The sequence below is a fragment of the Clostridium carboxidivorans P7 genome (genome assembly GCF_001038625.1).
GTDB lineage: Bacteria > Bacillota > Clostridia > Clostridiales > Clostridiaceae > Clostridium_AM > Clostridium_AM carboxidivorans.
This window is the reverse complement of the sequence record NZ_CP011803.1, coordinates 3672009-3694407: the sequence shown is the minus strand read 5'-3', so window position 1 is coordinate 3694407 and position 22399 is coordinate 3672009. Positions and strand designations below refer to the sequence as shown.

Here is a 22399-nt window from a genome sequence, read left to right as displayed (position 1 = left end):
ACACCTCTTAAAATAGTTTTTACTACAGTTTAATTATACATAATTATACTATAATTGTCAATAGTATAACTCAAAATAATATAATTAAAATTAGATTACTATAACTTGACCTATAGTATAATTAGAGTTATAATAAAATTAAGATAAATAAAAAAGCACCCAACCCGAGGGTCAGATACTTCTACTCGTAATTCAAGTATACACCTCAAATTGGGTAAAGTCTATAAAATTTTAGATTGGAGGAAAGAATATGAGTGTAAAAGTTCTTCAACAATTTATCCAATATGCAACTGCAAATAATGTAGAGCTAACAGTGCAAAATTTAAAAATATTCAAAAGAACCAGGGAGGAATAATAGATGCAAAATGTACAAACTAAAACTTTAAATCTAGAAGGTGACATTCTGGAAGCTCAGGACGAATTAGAACAAATAAGAGAAGAACAATTCCAACAATTATGTAAGGCACTAGAATATATGAAAGGACATGAAGTTGTTGCAGACACTTTAAATGAGTTTATGACTTATAAAGCATATACAGAATTCAACTATTCTCTTAGTGAGAATGTGGACAAAGAAATATTGTTAAATTTAAAAGATATTGATGATAGATCAGAAGCTATAACATTTAAACTAGATGAAGTTATGGACATAGATATAGATGATAATAGTGAATATTTAAACGGGGCAACTGATGAACAGTATGAGTGTGAAAATATTGTAATTACTTTATGGAACGAATCAGTTTTAAGGTTGGAATTACAGTGGTAATAATAGAAATCAGTAGAATAAAGGAAAAAACTGTTGACATAAATGTTATTTATATGTAATATTATACCCATAAGTAAAATTAAATGAAGAAACTTGTTGCAAGTGGGCAACATTAAAAATCAAGTGGGATTATTACATATAGAATAACAACAATTAAAATTTAATCGAGTAACTAAATTTTTATAGGCGTAGTGTTTGTAAAATTACGTCAAATAAATATGAGGAAATTCGGTTAGACTATTTGTTTTATTACTTTATGTGATAATCCCTTTTTAATTTACAAAAATAAATAGATGCCAACAAAAAAGTTCAAAAAAGAAGTTTAAGGAGGAAGAGTATGAATAAAGCAGAAGAATGGTTACAAGAAAATAGTATAAAGCAGAATGAAAATCGTATAATAAAAATTTTAGAAGATAATAATATTAAAAATCATAATATAATAACCATTAATAATGGTGACTATGGAATTTCTTTTAATTATAAAAACAAGAGCTATAGGGTTGAAATTGATATTGAATCCATGTCTTACAAATTATTCGGGAAAAATACTGGTGGAGGTATAAAGGAAAAGCATAGATACCATCTAATTAAGAGCTTTTCAGAAGATAATAATATCATGTATAATTTGTTAGACTTTATTAAGAATAAAAATAGTACAGGTTATAGATTATTAAATTAGTTTCAAAATAGCCTGGAAAAGCAAATAGAAAAATTTTCTTCAAAATTACTTGACAAGTGACTAGTAAAGATTTATTATAAAAACATACCAAATAACAGACAAGTGACAAGTAAATTGGTTTTGGAGGAAGAAAATTGTTAGGAATAAGTTATATTAGAGAGTTGTTTAATTTATCAATGACAGACTTAGCAAAACAATTAGGAGTAAGTAAACAGGTTATATCTCAATATGAGGGAGGAAAAACTAGAATAAGTGATAAGAGGGTAAAGCAGATATCTGATATGTTTAAAATTCCAGAAAAATATATATCAAAAGAACTTACAGATTTAGATAAATTAGAGATGCAGAAAGCTAAATTAAATAATGAAATCAAAGATTATGAATATGAATATGAAGATACAATAATAGATGATGAAACAGGAGAAGAAATAACAATAACCAGGACTGAATTGGATAGTGGTGCTTTACTTGCAATTGAGATGAATACTTATCAAATTGATGAAGAAAAATTACTGGCGAATATAAAAAATACACTAGACCAGTGTTTTGAAAAAGCACAAGAAGACGAAGATTGTATGGATTATGGATTAAGTGATGCAAATCAATTATTATCTTTATATGAATATTTCTTGGATTTAATAAAAAATCCCAATGTTTACAATAGCACATTAAGAAGTGTGCTGCTGGGTGTAAAAGTTGCATATGGAAAAGCTGTTAGTTCAGATAAATTTGTTAGAAAAATTGCTAAAGCTATAAAAAATTATGATGAAGAAAATAGAAAAGAATGGCAAGAAATTGCTGATTTGTATGAGGATAAATAAAATAATTAGAAAAATTTTCTTAAATGTGGTTGACCTATACATCCAAAGGTGATATTATAAGAACATGGAACGAGGTTGTTTCAGAAAACCAAGGGAGTGTAAAAAATGATTGGACTAGAATATGTATTACATTTATATGAGATGCAGCATCAAGAACTTAGTGAAAAGTTGGGCATTGCAAAACAAAATATAAATAGATGGATTAAAGGAACCAGACCTATACCAAAAAAATATCTACCTGTAATTTCTAAGATATTTAATATTCCAGATGATATTTTCCAAAAGCAGCTAAATGAAGAGGATAAAATAGAAATACAGAAGTTAAAAATTAAAAATGATATAAAAAATAAAAAAGAAATACCAGAATTGGATTTAAAAAAAATTACTCTTAAAAAAATGGTAGATATGTTAAATGAAGTCGCTAGATCAGAGTATGGAGGTATTACAATCGAAACTAAAGGTGTCATAGAAATACCTACAGTAACTTATGCAAGAAGTTCGGAAAATGATTGGGGTGTCTTCATACAAAAAAAAGTTAAAAACGATATCATTTATGAAAGATGCATAATTAGAGATGATAACATGATTGTTGAAGATTTTATCTTTGATACTATAGAGATTGTTGGAGGGGTAACATATGACAAATATATGAATCAATTCAGTTTTTATTTTGATATTAATTTAGAAGTCATAATAACTGTTTATGACTATGAATTTAAATACAATGATATAGGCAAATTACATGAAGAGGAAAAAGATAAATAAAATAGACACAGGTTGGTAGCCTGTATCTTGAGAAAAATATGTAATTAATATGTAGGTTAAGTTTGGTAGACTTAACATCTACATTATATAAATTAAATTCAAATTTATTATATCACACAAATACCTGTATGTTAAACAGGTAAATATTTAAAATTATTAAATGAAATTAGAGGAGGATATTTTAATATGGAAAAAATACTTAATGTACAACAAGAAAAGGAAAGAATACTTGAGGAGTTTAGAAAGGAAACTTTGCCTGAATGTTATAAAGCTAAAAAACTAATTGAATCAAAATTAAATATGGAAGTAAGAATAAGGCATACGGTTACTAGTGAAACATATCCTAGTGGAATAACACAGTACTATAAATATCTAGAAATAGATATACTTGAAAATAATGTAGACTATAAGACTATAACAATATTTTATGGATCTATTGAAAATCAAATGGAATCCCAAGGTACAAGCTTTGAGGATGCTGTATTTGAAGAATTTATGTATAACTTAACATATAAAAGCAAAGATATTACGGAATATAAAGGAAACATATGGCAAAAGTTGCTAGATACTTATATAAGAGATCAAGTGAAATTTCCAGATGGCAATGATTATTATATTGATAGCGAATGCTACTTATGGTGTGATAAAGAGTTTCCAGAACCTACAGAAGAAGACGATGATGAGCGTTATATTAATGTTGTAAATGTTAAGGATATTACTGGCATTGATATTAAAGAAAAATGGGTAGATAAGATGCAATGCATGGAGATGACTATTTACACTGATGATGAAAAAATAACTATTGATTGGGAAGATGGATTGAAGAAAGTAAAAATATAACTGTTAATTAAGAACATATCTAGAGGGAGCTTAGTTCTCCCTCAGTTAAAAATATTAAAGGGATAAGATGGAGGAAAAGACTATAGTGGGTAAAATAAATTGGAAAGAATTAATTCAGAAAAACTATGATGAAATCTTAGAAGAAGGCAACAAAGCTTATAATGGAGTTCTCGAAGGAAATGATATGACTAGATATGAAAGAGTTGTATTTCTTGATGAAAGTGGTAATGTACATCATTATTGTAATCCTCACAATATGGATCTTAAATTTGATGATGGAAGAAAATTTATAAAATTAATAACACTTGATTCTGAAAGTGATTTTCTAGTGGAAGAAGATTATTCAAAAGAATATATACTTACTTTAAGAAAAGAAAGAATTGAAGGTCAAATAGAAGAAGTTCTAAATAGTATTTATAATATAGCAATAAATTTGCAATGGTTGGATAGCTCTGAATATGGGGATATGACTAATGAGTGGGAATATGAACATATGGAAGAAATGAATAAAGTAAAAGAAGAAGCTACAGAATTAATTGACAGCTTTTGCAATGAAAATAACATAATTCTTCTTAATGATATTGAATGGGAATCTAATAGTAGCACTGATGAAGGTTTTTATGATTTTTCAGATATTGAAATACAAACTACTTTATCTGAAGAAGAATTAAAGGAGAAACTAGAACAGCTAAGAAGAACTATTGGGTATTGTAATTGTATAAATGTTGAAGCGCAATAAATGATGTATTTAATAGAATTTTAATCATATGTAAGGCCAATGGAGGAATATTCCTCCATTAGAGATAGTTTATTGTGATTATAACTCCAAACAAAACCAACATAAATATTGTGCTACTATCAATGTTGTCCTTGGATGTTGCCATGTATGTGAGTATTAACCACAATACGATAAAAGTCATGATATCTCCTATGAAATAAGTTGAACATTATTTTATGAATTAATAAAGAAGTTATTTGCAATATTATGATAAATAACTTAGAACTTAACTTGCTTGTCTATATTATATACGGTTTTTAGTTATTTATACATTACTTTTAAAAAATATAGAATTTTAATTAAGGGAGGATTTTAAAACTATGTCAAGAAAAAGAAATTTCTATTTTCAACATAAATATTTTATTAGTGGAATTCGATACAATGTATTGTTGGAAGATCCAGAAAATATGGGTAAGCCAAGTAGTGTGCTAACCAAGGAATTTGGAATCGACTATAACATAGGTTGGAGATTTAATAAGCTTGGAAATGAAAACGAAAAAGGTAATTTAGCACTTGATTTAAGTAGAGTTAATGTAGCTAAAACTAATACAGAAGAAAATTGGATGGACGTAGACTCTAAAATTGTTGACGTAATTAAAGACATGATAAAAGAAAATTTAAGTGATGAAGAAATATCTAGTCAAATTTATTCAAGAATAGTGGAGAGTGGAGTAAATATGGAAAACAAAAAAATAACTAAAAATTTGAGTGTGGACATAGGGAACAATAATGAAAAAGTAGCTATAGATGATAAAGTATTTAGTTTTGTTAATAAAGTAAGAAAAGAAAGGCAACCTAATAAATTGGCTGATAATGACTACATTCAATTAAGTGATGAACAAGGATATAATATCATAGCTAATGATAATGATGTGTTTGAAGAAAGTTCTTCAAAAAAAGAAAAAAATTTTATACCTGCATTATATTATGGAATTTGTAGAGGTTTATTTACATCTGAAATAGATGCTGAAGAAGTTGATGTAAACTTATCTATGGTTACTCCAATAAATCAGGCGCATGAAGCTCAAGAGTATATAGATAAAATAAAAGAGAAAGATAGTTGTATGTGTACTTATAGAATTAATAATAATGAAAATACAGTAATTGTAAATATAAAAAATGTGGAAATGTTTTTAGAGGGTGTTGCAAGTATACCACTAATTGAAAATCACAATGGTATGCAATCGGTAATTGACATAGGCTCAAAAACTATCAATGTTATTAAAACAAGAAATAATCGTATTCTAATGGTAGATACAATAGATGAGTTAGGTTCTTTTGAATACTATGAAGACCTTATAAACAAAATTAATAATAGAGAGATAAATACATCCAATATTCAACAATTAATAGAAGATGGAGTTTACACACATGATAAAGAGTTGCTAAAAAAGTACCTAAAAAAAGTATTAAATGAAACAAATAAAATTGTTAAGTTTGATACCTGTGTAAATGTAAATTTTACTGGTGGAACTATTGAGTTATTTAAATCTCAAGGTTTAAATTTTGAGAAGGGTAATATCAAGATAATGAAAGAACCAGTATTTACGAATGTGAAAGGCTCTAAAATGTTTTTAGATGCTAAATATAAAATAGCTGCAGGTGAATAAATATGCCTGATGAGAATAAGAAAAAGAAAGAGAGAAGAATAAGTTTATTTTTGGGATATGATAAATGTCCAAATCATTTTGTTGATGAAAAAATATATGACTTTTTTAATAAAATACCCAATAAAGCCAATCTAATAAAAAGTATTTTATATGAATATGTAAGCAATAACAGTGGTGGTAATATTGCTACTACCACTGTAACCTCTAACATAACTGAGAATGTTACTAATGACGTAACCTCTAGTGCAACTGATAGCGTAACGTTAAAAGAACAATTAGACGTAACTAAGGAAGTTACTGATAATGTAACGATAAGTGTTACAGAGAGTGTAACGGAAGAAGTAACAGATAAAGAAACTTTAAACACAACACCAGATGATACTGAGAAAGATACTATAGAAGAACAACAAAAAACAACAGATAAGTCTGATAAATACCAAATTGACTTTGATGATTTTATAACTGAAGAAGAAGTTGAGAATACAGATATCAATGAAAATGAACTTGATTTAATGGCAATAATGGAATCTCAAAATCATTTTATGAAATAAGTTTGATGAAATTTTAAAAGGAGAAAGGATAAGAGGTAAAAACTAACAATGATAGTAACCAAGAAAACAATAAGTAGAATAGAAGATACAATAAATTTTAATAAGGCACTAAATGCTATAAAAGAGTTTAGCATCAGAGATTTCAGTGATATAGATGTTATATTTCATTTTAAAATAGTAGGTCGTAAAGAACTAGAGTTCTATATATTATATACATGTGGTGGGGGCAATGAAGTCATTACTGATTTAACCAATAAGACAGTAGTAGACAAACTATCTGAGTTTAAATTCGGTACTGCAAAAGATTTTAGTAAGACTTTAGTAAAGAACTGGGACAGGTTGTGCTATGAAGATGATGGAAATTTTAAAATATAGAGAGTGGCAATTGCCCATTCTCTAATCCTAAAAATCTTATGATAAATAATAATTTTAAATGGAGGGACTTAAACTGTCCTCCAAGGAGGTTGTAATATATATGAGTGTTAAGGAAATTAGTTTTGCAGCATTAACTGAAAAATGGACTAAAACAGTAGGAAGTAAATATTTGTATCTTAATAAAGATTTAAATGAACATAAACATGGCATTGATTATGAACACTTTATTGGATTGAGATTCGATTCAATAAATGAACAGCATATTGCAAAAATTTATGGGATTAATGGATGGTTTTTATTATGGAATCTAATGTGCCAAGCAAAACACAATGAATGTTCATTTTTAGAAACCACTATTAACATGATTTATGAGAAAATAAACAAAAAAATTACAACTGATAATATAAAAAGACTCTTAGTTGAATTTAATAAACAAGAAATTATAAGACTTAATAGAGTTAAAGGCATAAATGTGAATACTCCTTTGCAGATATTTATAGCATATAATAACGAGTATTATCCTTTTACAGATAAGAAAGGGAAGGGCTATAAAGCTCTGCCAATTGATTTTGCTAAAGCAGTTCTGAATAATGTAACTCCTGCAGAATGGGCAGTATTTACTGTATTGTGTGTTAGATATAGATATTGGCAGACTGTACCTAAGTCTGATGCTTATGGAAATATGTACTATAACTTATTTAAGGAACACTATGCCTATCCAACAATGGATCAAATTGGAGAAGTTGTAGGGAGAAAGAAGTCCCAAATAGGAGAGTATATTGGTAGTTTAGCTAATAATAGTTTAGAGATTATAAAAGTGTATGAATCGAATAAAAATGAGATGGTACAGATTTTTGATGAAGAAGGAATCTATAAGGGAAATAAGCGTAAGAATTATGTCTACTATATACCTTTATTTGAAAGAGTAGAGTGGATATATCAACATATAATAATTCAGGACAATCGAGATGCAAAAACTAAAAAACATAATAAAGAAAACTTTGAAGATATTGCTATGAGTAAGAATTTTGAATGTCTAAAAGATGCAGATTATTTAATGTCAGTTTTTGAAACAAATATAAATGAGTATGAAAAAGCTCTTAAAAATAATGACATTGAATTATACCAAGGCTGTGAGAGAGAATGTTCACATCAAAATGGAATGACTAATGTACCTCAATCAAGTCAAGATAATGTTGTTGAGGTTGATTTTCAAGAGAAAATAATGTAACGATGGCTTAAACTGTTGATACAAGCCATTTGCATTTTGTTCGATTTTAGAGGAAAAATTCTATAAAATATAACTATTTATTCCGATATTATGGCAAAAATTCATAATAAAGATACCATTTTGTACGATTTTAAGGGGGTTTTTCTTTAAAAGTGCAAAAAAGTTTTCCGATTATAAGATGAAAATGCCTTGAAAACGGATATATATACATATTAATTCTATACTATATACATATTAATTCTACAATGATTAAAGACATGATAATCCTACAATAATAAATACAAATAAGTCTACGACATATGGCTACCAAAACGCAAAAATAAATTTTTCCGTTTCTGTAGCCGATCAAATCTTTTATTAATTTTCTCACAATCACATTTACAATTCTGTTTAAAAAATATTCTCTAATGTTGAGAAATTACAACTAAAAATAGTTTAACCAGTAGTGCACTTTTTAAGTAGATTTATAATTACTACGTGCAAAAATAATTTAATTTATAGGAGGATAAGGGTTATATGTTAAATAAACAAGTAAAAATATATTCAGTAGACACGAAAGCTTTTTATACTCAAGAAGAAAATGAAATAAATGAACAATTAAGAGAGGTAAAAACAAATTTAAAGATTGTACAAGAATATCTTAAATATATTTACTTATGCAAACTAGATAATATAAAAGTTGAAATAGATGCAGAGGAACATTTAATAAAAGCTAAAAGACTAAAATACTTAAAATACATGATAGGAGCTTTAAGCCTTGAACAAATAGATGAATTAAAGCAATTAGAAGAATATTTCCGTGCAGTTAGGAAAGTGATTGCTAAGGATACTCCTAGGGCAAATAGAAATAAAGAAAAAGATGAACAAGAAGGTAAAGTATATTATAGGTTGAAAAATAGTGAATTTAGTGCATCTAGTAATAAAAATCAATTATACAAAGAATTAAGTTCTAAAAAAAATGTATTGAAAAAACAATTAGAAGAGTTGATATACAAGAATAAAGAGAGTAATACTATAAGAGAATTGAATGAATCAGCTTTAATAGAACATAATATAATATCAATTTTTGAATCTGCATTAACAAGAACTCTTGGAATAGAAACAGGCAGCCTTAGCATGGATATGTTAGTAGTAAGAATTTATTACTATGACATAATGAATAGCTTGATTTGTAATGGATTTACTTACAATGGAGATAAATATATATTTTTTACTGCAAGTGCAGGTCAAATTAGGCAGAAGAAACTATTGCTAATGAAACAATGCATATATGAAAAATTTGAAAAAACATTTCTTTGTGGTCTTACTAGAGAAGATATTAATAGAATGGGTGGAATAAACACCAATAAATTTTTAAGCTATTTGGCATTAAATTCTTCTGGAACTGATGAAATAATTACTTCTATTGAAAACATTTTTGAAGATGAAATAGAAGTAAGTGAAGAAGAACAAGTAAAATCTACTCAAGAAATAAAGGGATTTAATATAGATAGATGTATTGTTATTCCAGATTTTAAAACAGAAGTTTCTGGTGTAGTAGATTATATATCTAAGAAAGAAGTAAATAAGAATTTTAAAATTGAAGAACGAAATAGTGAAGGAAAATTACAGAAGAAAACTGAAACTAGAAAAATATTAGAATTACAAGATAACATAGTAAGGCAAAAAATGGATATTGAAATTGAACATAGTGATGGTTGTGGATGGGTTTTGAATACAGTAAGTAAAGTAAATCACATGATAAGATTACCTTGGATAAAAGGATTAATGGCAAGCAACAATTACTTGGCTTGGTGCAAAGAGTTCAATGAAGGAAACTATAAAATAAAAGATGTTGATGGTAAGGAGTGGGATTTGAAAGCAGATAATATTGAATATGTCTTTACAGAATCACAGTGGAAATTAAATAAGTTTTATCAGAATGAATATAAGGAAGACGGAACAATTAAAGTATATGGTTGGGATAAATATAAGAAAGCTTTTAAGGAGAATAATTGCAAAGCTAATATATGTAATATAGAACCTTTAATGAAAAAAGATTATAGAAAAGCTAAATTTTCATATCAAATATGGCAGTCTCTTGTTGATATTACAGATGAAGAAATAAAAAAGTTTACTGAACCAGCTAAAGAGTATTTGGAACTAATATATACTGATAAAGATACAATGCTAAAAGAATTAAAGGCTGATGAGAGTAATAAAAATAAGAGTTATTTTCAGAAAGTATTAAGCATATATCCTGAGTTGCTAAAAGATCCACATTGTAAAACAGAATTAAGTAGTAAAATATCCTCAAAGAAAAAACAGTATAAGTCTGGAAAGTTTGAAATGAATGCATACAACACTTTTGTTATACCTGATTTATTTGCTTGGATGCAATATGTATTTTACGATAAAGAAAAATTCAATAAGATGCTAGAAAATAATGAAATTGGATTACTTAAAGATGGTGAAGTTAGTTGTAAACTATTTAAAGAACAAACAGGCGAACTGATTTTAGAGAGGTTTCCACACCTATATCAAGAACATGGTATAAGAACAAATATAATCAATGAATTGACAGGTAAATGGTTTAAGACAAATGCGGTATATACAAGTTGTTATGATTTAATTTCCAAGTTATTACAATTTGATTGCGATGGAGACCACCTTCTAATTATAAATGAACCAGAAAGACTTTTACCTATAGTAAAACGAAATATGGGATATGGTTTATCATACAAAGATTATAAAAATAATTGGAATATGAAAAAAATAGTTCCTCTATATTATGAGATGGGAAAAGCTGAAGGACAACCTTTGAATTCAGAGAATTTCTATAATTCCTTATTAAATGCCTTTAAAAGTAGTAATATAGGAAAGTATAGTAATCAATTAGCTAAATTATGGGCAAAGACAAATAAAGATGATGATTTAACTGTTCATAAAGTAATTTGTGCCTTGAATAATTTTTCTATAGATAGTGCTAAAACATTACAGCCAGCTTTTCCAACAGAAAATACAGATAAACTTATAAAGCAACTTGAAAAGGATAAATTGCCATACTTCTTTATGTTTGCTAAGAAGAAAAATGAACATCAAGTTAATGAAATAGGTAATGGTACAGTAGATAGGATAGCTAAAGAAATTGAAACTTTAAATAAGCAGGAATTTGATTATAGTAAGGTTGGAAGATTTAGTTATAAAACTTTAATGAATAATTCAAAAATTGCAATTAATAATAATATAATTGAAGCTTACAAAGAGCTAAATGATGAAAAAGACACATGGTTTATGAAAACTGATATGGACAAACAGGAGGTAAGCTCTGCAATCTACGATACTATTAAATATGAATTTGCATTAGCCTGTGAGGAGAATGATGTTGAATATAAAGATGCTGTAGATATGGTAATTAAATATATTTATACAGATAAAAAATTAAAAACACAAAAAAAATCAATATTATTTACTGTGTTTGGCGAAGAAATTATTAATAATTTAAATAAAAATATAAATAAACCTTTAGGCGATGGTTATATAAAATGTCAGATGTGTGGCAAGAGAATCAAGAAAAAAGGTAATAGACAAACTATGTGTGAAAAATGTTCAAAAGAAAAAAGGAAACAAGATAAATTAAAAAGACAAAAACAAACTAGAGAAAAATTAAAAAATTAAGTTAGAAATATAGTTGAAGTCATTTAGAAAAAACCTGTAGAGTTAGTAATATCAATGCTTTATAGGTTTTTTATCGTGAAAAGTATTTCGAAAAATACAACCCAAAAATGTCAAAAAAGATAATAAAAATTAAAGAAAAAATGAAAAATATTACCTAAAAAGATGTTTTACATAGTGGAAATATATATCCGTAAAATTGAAAGTATATTTTCTCAATATAAGTATAATTCAAAACACTATAATATGTCAAGGTTTTATTTAAAAAAATTTGAAATTTGTATTTCGTTTATATAACTATAAATTAAAAAAGGGAAGGTGTTAAAAATAAAATGGAGAATGAAGTAGTACGTAAAAAATTAAAGGAGTATTTGGAAATCAATGGTGTACGAAATAATTGGATAGCCAAGAAGATAAATATTAGTCCAACCAGTATATGTTTATTTTTAAAGGATGCTAGAAATTTATCAAGTGATAAATTGGAATTAATTTGGAATCTTATTAAAGAATAATTTAAAGATTGATAGAGAAATTTATAAAACAAAAATAAATTAATTATGGGGTGCTTAACTGCATCCCTCCCAAAATGAATATTAGGATGAAGCACTTATGTTTTTTAGGTACTTGATTCTAGTATTTATATACTAGATTTTTGGTATATGTTCATATTTTTAAACTCTTAAAATTTTAAAAAATGAACTTTGATAACATTATAATACGCCAGGTTTTGAAATTTAAAAACCGATTAATGGTAAGTTCTTGTTATTTCTTGTAAGACGTTCGATCCGTCTCTCCTCAAATGCCACCCATAATTTGGCACAAGTATAGAAATAACTGTGGCAGCCCAAATTCAAGGTATAAAGTGGGGAAATTAATACCACTTGCATAGTGTGGAGCGCGATAAAGACGTTCCCCTATGTTGCTATAAACATATAAATATTAAGATGAGACTTCTATTTAATAGAGGTTTGATTTTAGTATTTATTTTAAACACTAATAAATTTTTAATAAGGGTCTTATATCTATAACTTATTAAGGGATAGATTGAGAAACTTGAAAGGAGAAAAATATGGATTTAACAACATTGAATTTAAATGAGGAACAAATGACAGCATTAGAAGGACACATTTTGGAAGAGGTTACAAAGGCTAAGGATTCTTTTAAGGAATATATACCTAAAGATGAGGTTGAAAAACTTACTCAAGGTGCAGGAGATAAGGTTCGCACTGAATACAGTAAGAAAATGAAAGCTTTAGAAGATGAACTAGTAAAATATAAGCCAGTGGAAAAAACTGAAAAAGAAATCGAAGTGGAAAATAGATTAAAAGCTTTAGAGAAAAGAGAAAAAATGGCTGAAGCTAAAGAAAAATTATTAACTGTATCTGATAAGTTAAAAGAACAGGGTCTACCTCAACAACTATCAAAATATTTGGTAGGTGCAGAGGAAATGGAAACTGAAATAAATAGCTTAAAAGAAATGTTTAATAATTTGGTTTTAAATAATAGTTTTATTCCCAATGGACATAAATCTAAGAATGAATCTAATACATTTGAAGAATTTAAGAAAATGACTTATGATGGCAAACTCAATTTAATGCAAACAAATAGAGAATTATATGATAAATATAGTTTAATGGCAAGGAAAGAAAAGGGATGGGTATAGAAATATATTCATTCTTTTTTTATAAAATAATTTTAAATTAAGAAAGGAATGTGATTTTATGCAAGTTGTACCAGAAATTTATGCACAAGTTGTAATTGAAAAAATGGGCAGTAAAGCCCTTGTAAAGAATATGGCTACTGATTTAGGAGTTATTATTAGTGGCGAAAAAGGAGATACAATAAGTTTTCCAAGAAGTAAAAGAATAGGAGATGCCACTGAAGTTGTTAAAGGTACTGCAAAAACTCCAGCAGAATTAGATTTTGATGAAGTTAAAGCTGTAATTAAACAGATGGAAGCTCCACCTGTAAGAATTTATGATAAAACACAAAAGGAAGCATTAGGTTATGAAATACAGAATGCAGCCAAACAACAATCAGATTCATTGGACTACAAATTTGATTTAGACTTAATAGAAGAAATGGATACTACAGATTTAAAGGTTCATGCAGCAAATGCTAAAGCTATAACATCAAATGAAATTGATGAAGCACTTTTATTGTTTGGAGATGACAGAAATGTTGAAGATTTCACAAATGGGGGAATTATTATACATAGTGCATTGATAACAAGTTTTACTAATATGGTTGGATTTACTTCAGCGAGTAATACAACAGTAACAGCCTTAAATGGTATTGCTAGGAAAAATTGTCTTGGATTTTATCAGGGAATTCCCGTTATATTCACAAACCATGGAACAGAAAAGAATGGGGAATATAGAAGTTTTATATTAAAAAATGATGCTATAGGATACAAGATAAGACAGGGTTTAACTGTCGAAGACTTTAGACCAGAAGGTTTGTATGCGACAGATCTCTATTCTTCAATGATGTACGCAGTGAAGCTCATCGAGGAAGAGTCTTGTGTTTCAATCAAAAATTCTAATCCAGCAGCTTAAAAGGTAAGGGAGTTATTCCCTTATTTTTTTAAGTTAACTTTGTAAACCTATTATATTGAGGAGGAAAAGAGTGTGTTAAGTGAAAAAAAGTTAAAAGAAATACGTCTTATTAAAAATTTAAGCTTGCAAGATGTTGGCGATAGAATAGGATGTTCTAAAAATTATGTGTCCATGCTAGAGAATGGTAAAAAACCATTTAATCAAGAATTCTATAGGAAATGGATTGATGCACTTTATGGAATTTATGATATAAGAAAAACTGAAGATTATATTAATAAATTAAATGAAGAAGCTGAAAAGGAAGTTATAAAAAATAAATCAAATAGTAAAAAATCAACAACTAAAGCTAAGAAAACTGTTACTAAATAATAATTTAAAATGAAAGGTGGTGTAGATGTTGAGTTATGATTCATGACCCTTCCTTTTTGTTTAAAAAGGGAGGAAGAAAAAATACATATAATATATAAATTATTCCAAAGGAGAGAATAATAGAATGTTTTTAATAAAATGCATATTAAAAATTTTAAATATAAATGCTGATATTATACTTATTAGCTTACTTGGAAGGCAAGAGAAACAAAACTTACATCGAGTATATGCAGAAAGAACTAAAGGAAAAATTTCCAGAATGGTGCGGTGACACTAGTAAAGAGTATTCATTAATTTTAAGTGATGATATTGATTCATTAGCATCATGTTATATTCAAAACAGATTGTTTGGTAGAAATGTTGAATATTTTATGGATTTCAATTCAAGTTATATTGATGAAAATGGTTGGAGAATAGATTGTCAAAAGGTGTATAGAACTAAAAATAAAACAGAAAATAACGTTATAGGCATTGATATTGCCATTGAAGGTGATGGATGGTATACATGGGATAACCATGTCACTAGAATATCTAGTAAAGATAATTATAATACTGAGAGTGCTAACTTAAATACAATAAATGGTACAAATTATTTTAATTACTATGACAAAAAATTTGCAGGGAGTACTCTTATAACTATGCTATCTTATTATTCAGATAAGATAGATATAAGTAAATGGTCTGAAGAAATGAAGATGATCCTTTGTTGTACAGATTCGCTTTATACTTGCTTTGATGTTTGGAAGAGAGATTTTCGTCCAGTTCAAAGAAAATATTTAAAAGAGCTTGAGATGAGTGAATTAATAGAACTTATGGAATTTCATGTAGCTAAAAATAAAAAAAGAGATTTTGAAGAATTGAAACAAAAATATAATTTGGATTCTAAAATTTACTTAAATCCACATACTCATAAACTAGAAACTAAAATTGATTTATTTGGTTTAAGTGAATTATTTAAAATGGATTTAAGTTTGCCTGATGAAGAATTTGAAGACTTTAAAATATATGACAAGCATGTACATTATGGATATGTTAATAACAAAGAAAGCCTTTGTACTGGTAATACAAAAGCTTTATTCAACCTTGCCCTTGTGAAGAAGGACATGATTATTTATAGTACAAGAAATATTATAGCATAAACTTAGGAATGGGGTGGAAAAATTGAATGAGAAAATAGAAGTAATTATAGATATAGATACTATTAACGAATGTCTAAAAGATATAGATTAATATAATATTTAAAATGCTTACAAATAGCTTAATATCAATGGTTTGCATGAGGTTAATAGAAGCGCTGATATTACTGGATTTGTGGGCATTTTTAATTTAATAAAGGAAGTGAAATTTTAATGGTATATACATTTGAAGAAAATATAAATAAGCTGACATATGATGGATTGAATTACCAAAGGCAAATGGATGCAACTACAAGTGATGGAAGGAACGTACTGAATTGGGATGAAGTAGATCCAAAAGTTTTTGATTTTAAATATAACAAATATAAATGTTGGAGTAAATTACAATCTGGAATTAATACAGTTACAAATAATTTTATATTGCAAAGTAAGACGTGGTTTTATAAATTGGAAATTAAAGTAAAAAATACATGCTATATAAAGCACGCTTGGGTTAGCGATAGTACAGGTGGAGATGGTTTTTTAAATATAGATAAAACATATAGTTCTGGGGATGAAATAACACTTTATATGGTTAAGTTAATGGAGCTAAAGTGTAAAGCTGAAGATGTAGAAATAACAGCATATTATATACCACCTTTTATTGAATTTTGGAATATTTCAGGGAAAACAAAAGAAGAAATAGAAGCTAATAAGAAAAAATATTTAATAAGTAATCAAATAGGCGTTGGTGGCGGTGGATATGTATGGTTTCAAAATGGTTTACAAAAATTTGTAATGGATAACACTGTATCAGAAGCTCTAAAAATAACAGGAAATAATAGCCAATTATATTTATGGAATTGCAATAGTAGTTGGGGAAAAACAGAAAATATGTTTTATATTTTTCAAAATCCTAGAGCTAGGAATTTAGATATTTTGTATTCTCCTGATTGGTTCGAATCAGAAGATGAATAATTATTGAAAGGAGAAATATATGAGTAGAATAGCAGACATTAAGAAAAATATAAAAACTAATAGTAATAAGAAAAGTTACTTTGTTAGATGGTACATCGACAGTGATAAATCTAAAGATAGTTACAATAAGGAAATTAAAAATGTAACTCAAGTTGGCTATGAAACAGCCATGCAAGAGTGGCTTTATGATGAAGATGTACAAGAAGCTATTAAACAATATTTAAAGGTTTTAAGAAATATAAAGATGTTAAATATCTATGAAAGTATGTATAATAAAGCTTTAAATAAAGGCGATGTGAATGCAGCTAAGTGGATTGAATCGTTTTTTAAATCAGACTTTTTTGAAAGCGGTCAGGATGAAATAAACAATTATTTAGAGGGAATTAATATTCCGGGACTAGAAGGTGATAAATAATGGCTATAAGTAAACATAACGCAAAAAAATTAAAATATCTATGGCAGGATGGTCACGAAGTAGATTGGATAGGAGCTTTTGTGAAAATAGTAAATAAAGATACTAAAACAGTACCATTTATTTTAACAGAAGAACAAAAACAATTTGTAGAGGGTTTAGAGAAATTTAATATTGTATTGAAATCTAGACAGCTAGGTTTGAGTGTTTGTACTGTAGCTTTAAGTATAAGACAGTGTATAGTTTACCCTAACTCATGTTGTCTATTGGTATCTCATGACCAAAAAAGTTGTAATGCGATATTTGACAAGCTGAAGCAACAATTCAATAGTTTACCTAGTTGGTTAAAGCCCAAAGAAATTGCTAACAATAGGCAAGAAATTAAAATGGCTAATGGTTCAAAAATAACTTGTGTATGTGCTGGTAATAAGGACGTTGCTAGAGGAGAAACTATTTCTGGAATCTGTCATATCAGCGAATTTGCCTTCTGGAAAATGTCTGAAAAACAACTAAATAGTATAACCCAAGCTTTAGCACCAGAGGGGAAATTAATTATAGAATCTACTGCATGTGGACTAAATTATTTTCACGATTTATATTTCCAAGCTAAAAACAATGAAAATAGTTATAAATCATTTTTCTTTAATTGGATTAATGGAAGTACATTATTCAAGAAGGACTATGAAAAGGCTGTAGAAATATATAAATCTAAAAACAATAAATTACTTACTATTAATGAATTAGACGATGAAGAAAAGGAACTTGTAAAACTAGGTGCTACTATAGAACAGCTTATGTGGAGAAGGTTAAAAGTGGCTAGTAGTGGCTTAGATGCTTTTCACTCCGAATATCCTGCTACCGATCTTGAAGCCTTCATTTCTACAGGTTCTAACGTATTTAATAATAAAAAAATTGATGAAGTAGAAAGAGCTATTAAAACAAATAAAATTAAACATATACCTAAAGAAAATATAACAGATTTACCATTGATATTAAAAAATCATTATGGTAGGTCTTTTTTTATGTGGCAAATTCCCAAAGTTGAGGAGCGTTATTATATCGGTATCGATAGTTCGGAGGGAGTAGGACAGGATTTTACAGTTATAGAGGTATTTAATAAGGATGGTGAACAGGTTTCTGAGTTTTATAACAATAAATTAAAACCATATGAAATGGCAGATATTATTGATGCTATAGGTAGATATTACTGTAAGGGCATTTGTACAGTGGAAACAGCTAGTGGGGGGCATTCGATCATAGAAAGACTTAGATACAATTTGAAATACATGAACATGACTAAATATAAATCCTATGATGAATTCAATAAAATGCAGTGGAGGTTAGGGTTCGACACTAATAGCAAAACAAAAGGTATTATTATCAATGATTTTATTGAGATGTTTGAAAAAGGACAAATAAAAATTAATAGTATAAGGTTGCTAAATGAAATGAAAGTATTTGCAATTGATGATAATGGGAAAATGGGGGCAAGTGGAAGCAATCACGATGATAGTGTTATGAGTACGGCTTTGGCACTAGCAGGGTTAAAAAATGGATTTTATTATACTTTTTAAAAATGAAAGGATTGGTTTAAGGATATGTATAGAAATAAAAATTATAAAGAGGAAAGAAAAATTTTATCAAAAGAAGAAAAATTTGAATTCATGTTACAAGATTTTATGAAGATAAGTAAGGAAAAAATAACTGAATCCAATCACAAGAAACATACAGTTAGTGAACAGGTTGAAACTAAGAAGGTAAATAATGAAAGAAGGAAACGAAAAAATGATAGAAAGAACAACCAATATAAATATTAATAAAGTAAAAGTTAATGGGGATTTATATAATCTTGCAATTCCTAAAAATATAAATAGCTTTGAAGAATTAAAAGATATCATAAATAACAGGATTGATCTATTAGAAAAATTAGTACAATAAGGGGTGGTTATGATTGGGTATAAATATATATCGCAAAAATACCTCCAATAGTGGAAACAATGGTAATGCAACAAATGAAGTAAAGCAAATTGTAAAATTAAATGTGGAAGCTAATCATGTAACAAACATAGATAATACAGATAATAATAATTTTAAAAATATTTTTGATGTATACAAGATAACTGGTTCTCAAGATGATGTTATTAAATTATTAGCTGATTTTGCAAATGATGAAAGTAGCAACTTTGTACATAGTAATAATGTTGTGTTCGATGGAGATATGAAATTAAAAACTAATTTCAGTATAAATTCTAATTTTAATAGAGCTATGGGGCAAGGAAGTGAATATACATATTCAATAGATAAGAGTAAATACAAAAATGTAATAGATATAACATATTCAGATGATAAGGTGAATTTAAATGCAATTCCAGTGGATGAGCTTATAATAGCAAATGATTTTATTTCACTAGAAGGTATTCAAAATATTGATAAGCTTATATTAGTTGCTAACAATGTAAAAGTTATCTTAGATAACGGGAGTAGTTGGTTTACATGGGATAATATGAATAATAAATTTATTGCTATAAATGCTACTATTGATGATGTAAAAGTTAATGGTATAGATGTTGATATATTTAATTCTATACCTTCATTGGCATGGGATGAATTATTGTTAGTTAATAAAAAAATTAGATTTGCTTATTTATTAGTTATGAATTCAATAAATGATAATGTTAAAACAGGTTCTATATCTATGCAGGTTGATATTAATGGATATTACACAAAATCCATTCCAGGAACAGACTATAATATTAATTTGAAACAAAACAATATAGAGATAGAGTTCTTAAAAAATAATTCTTACATTGTAAATTATTTATAGGGGGTGTGACATGATGGGTAGTGCTATATATTCTAAAATAATAACTAGCAATGGAAAACAGACTACTACAGTACAGAATACTGTTATAAATTTTAGTCATTCATTATTACAGCTTACTATTGAAACTTTTGACAAAGCTTTACATATAAGGATTGATAATTCTGATGTGATTGAAATAGATGCAGATAGGGTTTTTATTATTAATGAAATGCAAATTGAAAATATGACAATTATAGATAGTAATGTTCAATATAGATGGACGGGAATGTATTAAGGTGTAGTTATTATGGCTATGCCTTTTATTATTTTTTGAAAGGATGTGTAAATATGCAGACGCTAGAACAATATATAAAGGATAAATATAATAATGTAGAAGATTGGTTTGTACAGGAAGTACAGCAGCCGTATAACTTTAATAGAATTAGTAAAATATTAGGAAATAGGGAGTATCTTAAAGGAATACATAAAATATTACAAAGAGAAAATAGCAAATGGAAAGGTGAAGTATTTAATACTACAAAACTTATATTGCAGGAAGCAAAAACAATTTTGAATTTCCATGACACATACCTCTTAGGCAAGAAGGTAAGTATAACTGGAAGTGACAATATTGTTGCTACCTTTAATAATATATATCGTAAAGGAAAATATTCTAAAATAGATTTTAATATATTAAGGAAAGTTAACAGGTTTGGAGATATATTTGAATATGTTTATATTGATAATAAGACTATCAAAAGTAAACTTATAAATTCAGAAGATAGTTACCCGATTTTTTCAGAGGATACTGGTGAATATATAGGATTTATTGAATATTATACTATGGATAGTAATAAGGTAAGTTATTATAATGTATATTTTTCAGATCATGTTGAATGTTATAGTAATGAAAGTGGAGATTTGCAATTAATAAATGAATATAGCAATTTAAGTGGTTTACCAATACATTACCATAATTTTAATGACTATGATGATAATTGTGGATTAAGTGAACTTGAAGATATAAAACCAATACTTGACCAATTGGAGGACATATTAAGTAAAATGACAGATAGTGTGTATACATTAAGTTTGAATCCTATAGCAGTGACATTAGGAGGACAACGAGTAGATGCTACTATTCCAAGTGATGCAGTAGGGTATATGATTAACTTAGATGTAGGGGAATTCAAATTTGTTAATGCTACAATGGATTATAGTACAATTAAATTATTATTAGATACATTGCATAAGAAATTAGAAACAATAGCAGCAATTCCTTCAGTAGCTTTAGGCAATAGTAATGTCGCTAATGTTTCGGAAGTATCATTGAGTATGTTATATTCATTGGCTTCAGTTAAAGCTATGATAAATGAACAATGGCTACATGAAGGTTTTGAAACTAGATGGGAAATTATAAGGAAACTATTGGCATTACAAGGTATTGTATTTTCTGAGGATGAATTTATTGATTGTGAATTTAATTATAGTAGACCTATAAACAATGAAGAACAATTAAATAATATTAAAACTCAGTTTGATATGGGGGCAATATCATTACAAACTATAATTGAAAAGAGTTATCTAACTAATGATGTTACTGGGGAACTGGATAGAATAAATAAGGAGGATGATAAGATTAATAATAGTAGTGATAACAGTAATAAATATGTACAAGATGATAGCATGAATGTAGATAATAATGAAGAAAAAGTTGGATAATTGATAATAGATTTAAGTGAGTTAAATGGTTATATATGACCGATTATTCATGTGTTGATAATGTTGATATTATAAGGTATTATTAGTATATAAATATAAAACTATAATGTAATAAATTGCAACATAGAAATAAAGGTTAAATAAAAATGAATTGGTAACATATGTTACAGTTAAAAAATATACACTGTGTTACAGCAAAAAACAAAAAAATGATTTTTAAAAATTAAAAAGTTTAAAAAATAAAATAAAATAAAATAAAAAAAATAAAAATGAAATTTTAAATTAAAAAATGACATATACTAATGACGTATGCTATTGTAACAATAAGTAATTATAAGAATTAATTGATTACATAACAGTAACTTGATT

The 22399-nt window shown here is 27.3% G+C and carries 23 protein-coding genes; all 23 read left to right on the top strand.

Features of this window, described 5'->3' with window-relative positions:
- Positions 1 to 358: 358 nt before the first annotated feature.
- The 23 genes from Ccar_RS16245 (at position 359) to Ccar_RS16140 (ending at position 22030) form a co-directional block, all read left to right on the top strand.
- Positions 359 to 769 (top strand): hypothetical protein, encoded by a 411-nt coding sequence (locus Ccar_RS16245; protein WP_007060819.1) that lies wholly within the window; start codon positions 359 to 361, stop codon positions 767 to 769.
- 337 nt (positions 770 to 1106) lie between these two features.
- Entirely contained in the window at positions 1107 to 1448 is a 342-nt protein-coding gene (locus Ccar_RS16240) for a hypothetical protein (protein WP_007060820.1), read from the top strand.
- Between the two features lie 134 nt (positions 1449 to 1582).
- Positions 1583 to 2269, top strand: coding sequence for a helix-turn-helix domain-containing protein (locus tag Ccar_RS16235; protein ID WP_007060821.1), 687 nt, complete (start codon positions 1583 to 1585; stop codon positions 2267 to 2269).
- A 105-nt stretch (positions 2270 to 2374) separates the two neighbouring features.
- A complete protein-coding gene (locus Ccar_RS26145; RefSeq protein WP_007060822.1) occupies positions 2375 to 3034 on the top strand; it encodes a helix-turn-helix domain-containing protein in 660 nt (219 codons plus the stop codon).
- A 186-nt stretch (positions 3035 to 3220) separates the two neighbouring features.
- A complete protein-coding gene (locus tag Ccar_RS16225; protein ID WP_007060823.1) occupies positions 3221 to 3874 on the top strand; it encodes a hypothetical protein in 654 nt (217 codons plus the stop codon).
- An 85-nt stretch (positions 3875 to 3959) separates the two neighbouring features.
- Positions 3960 to 4613, top strand: coding sequence for a hypothetical protein (locus Ccar_RS16220; protein WP_035774656.1), 654 nt, complete (start codon positions 3960 to 3962; stop codon positions 4611 to 4613).
- Between the two features lie 359 nt (positions 4614 to 4972).
- The gene (locus tag Ccar_RS16215) at positions 4973 to 6262 is read left to right on the top strand and encodes a ParM/StbA family protein (protein ID WP_048030166.1); all 1290 of its coding nucleotides are present in this window, start codon (positions 4973 to 4975) and stop codon (positions 6260 to 6262) included.
- A 2-nt stretch (positions 6263 to 6264) separates the two neighbouring features.
- On the top strand, positions 6265 to 6813 hold the full coding sequence (locus Ccar_RS16210; protein WP_007060827.1) for a hypothetical protein: 549 nt from the start codon (positions 6265 to 6267) through the stop codon (positions 6811 to 6813).
- A gap of 48 nt (positions 6814 to 6861) precedes the next feature.
- Positions 6862 to 7188, top strand: coding sequence for a hypothetical protein (locus Ccar_RS16205; protein WP_007060828.1), 327 nt, complete (start codon positions 6862 to 6864; stop codon positions 7186 to 7188).
- Positions 7189 to 7288: 100 nt separating this feature from the next.
- Positions 7289 to 8419: a hypothetical protein gene (locus Ccar_RS16200; protein ID WP_007060829.1), complete on the top strand. Its 1131-nt coding sequence runs from the start codon at positions 7289 to 7291 to the stop codon at positions 8417 to 8419.
- A gap of 516 nt (positions 8420 to 8935) precedes the next feature.
- Positions 8936 to 12076, top strand: a complete 3141-nt coding sequence (locus tag Ccar_RS16195) for a hypothetical protein (protein ID WP_048030164.1) — start codon at positions 8936 to 8938, stop codon at positions 12074 to 12076.
- Between the two features lie 329 nt (positions 12077 to 12405).
- Complete coding sequence (locus Ccar_RS16190; RefSeq protein ID WP_007063640.1) at positions 12406 to 12585, top strand: hypothetical protein; 180 nt, start codon at positions 12406 to 12408, stop codon at positions 12583 to 12585.
- 557 nt (positions 12586 to 13142) lie between these two features.
- Entirely contained in the window at positions 13143 to 13736 is a 594-nt protein-coding gene (locus Ccar_RS16185) for a capsid assembly scaffolding protein Gp46 family protein (RefSeq protein ID WP_007063641.1), read from the top strand.
- A gap of 58 nt (positions 13737 to 13794) precedes the next feature.
- Entirely contained in the window at positions 13795 to 14631 is an 837-nt protein-coding gene (locus Ccar_RS16180) for a major capsid protein (RefSeq protein WP_007063642.1), read from the top strand.
- A 72-nt stretch (positions 14632 to 14703) separates the two neighbouring features.
- A complete protein-coding gene (locus tag Ccar_RS16175; RefSeq protein ID WP_007063643.1) occupies positions 14704 to 15000 on the top strand; it encodes a helix-turn-helix domain-containing protein in 297 nt (98 codons plus the stop codon).
- A gap of 227 nt (positions 15001 to 15227) precedes the next feature.
- Complete coding sequence (locus tag Ccar_RS26140; protein WP_007063645.1) at positions 15228 to 16139, top strand: hypothetical protein; 912 nt, start codon at positions 15228 to 15230, stop codon at positions 16137 to 16139.
- Positions 16140 to 16349: 210 nt separating this feature from the next.
- Positions 16350 to 17093, top strand: coding sequence for a hypothetical protein (locus Ccar_RS16165; protein ID WP_007063646.1), 744 nt, complete (start codon positions 16350 to 16352; stop codon positions 17091 to 17093).
- Between the two features lie 19 nt (positions 17094 to 17112).
- Positions 17113 to 17508, top strand: coding sequence for a hypothetical protein (locus Ccar_RS16160; RefSeq protein WP_007063647.1), 396 nt, complete (start codon positions 17113 to 17115; stop codon positions 17506 to 17508).
- A complete protein-coding gene (locus Ccar_RS16155; RefSeq protein ID WP_007063648.1) occupies positions 17508 to 19079 on the top strand; it encodes a phage terminase large subunit family protein in 1572 nt (523 codons plus the stop codon). Before Ccar_RS16160 ends, Ccar_RS16155 begins: the two co-directional genes overlap by 1 nt.
- 190 nt (positions 19080 to 19269) lie before the next feature.
- The gene (locus Ccar_RS26820; protein ID WP_007063650.1) at positions 19270 to 19443 is read left to right on the top strand and encodes a hypothetical protein; all 174 of its coding nucleotides are present in this window, start codon (positions 19270 to 19272) and stop codon (positions 19441 to 19443) included.
- 13 nt (positions 19444 to 19456) lie between these two features.
- Entirely contained in the window at positions 19457 to 20329 is an 873-nt protein-coding gene (locus tag Ccar_RS16150; protein ID WP_007063651.1) for a hypothetical protein, read from the top strand.
- 10 nt (positions 20330 to 20339) lie between these two features.
- Entirely contained in the window at positions 20340 to 20603 is a 264-nt protein-coding gene (locus Ccar_RS16145; protein ID WP_007063652.1) for a hypothetical protein, read from the top strand.
- Positions 20604 to 20656: 53 nt separating this feature from the next.
- Complete coding sequence (locus Ccar_RS16140) at positions 20657 to 22030, top strand: phage portal protein (protein ID WP_048030162.1); 1374 nt, start codon at positions 20657 to 20659, stop codon at positions 22028 to 22030.
- The last annotated feature ends 369 nt before the right edge of the window (positions 22031 to 22399 follow it).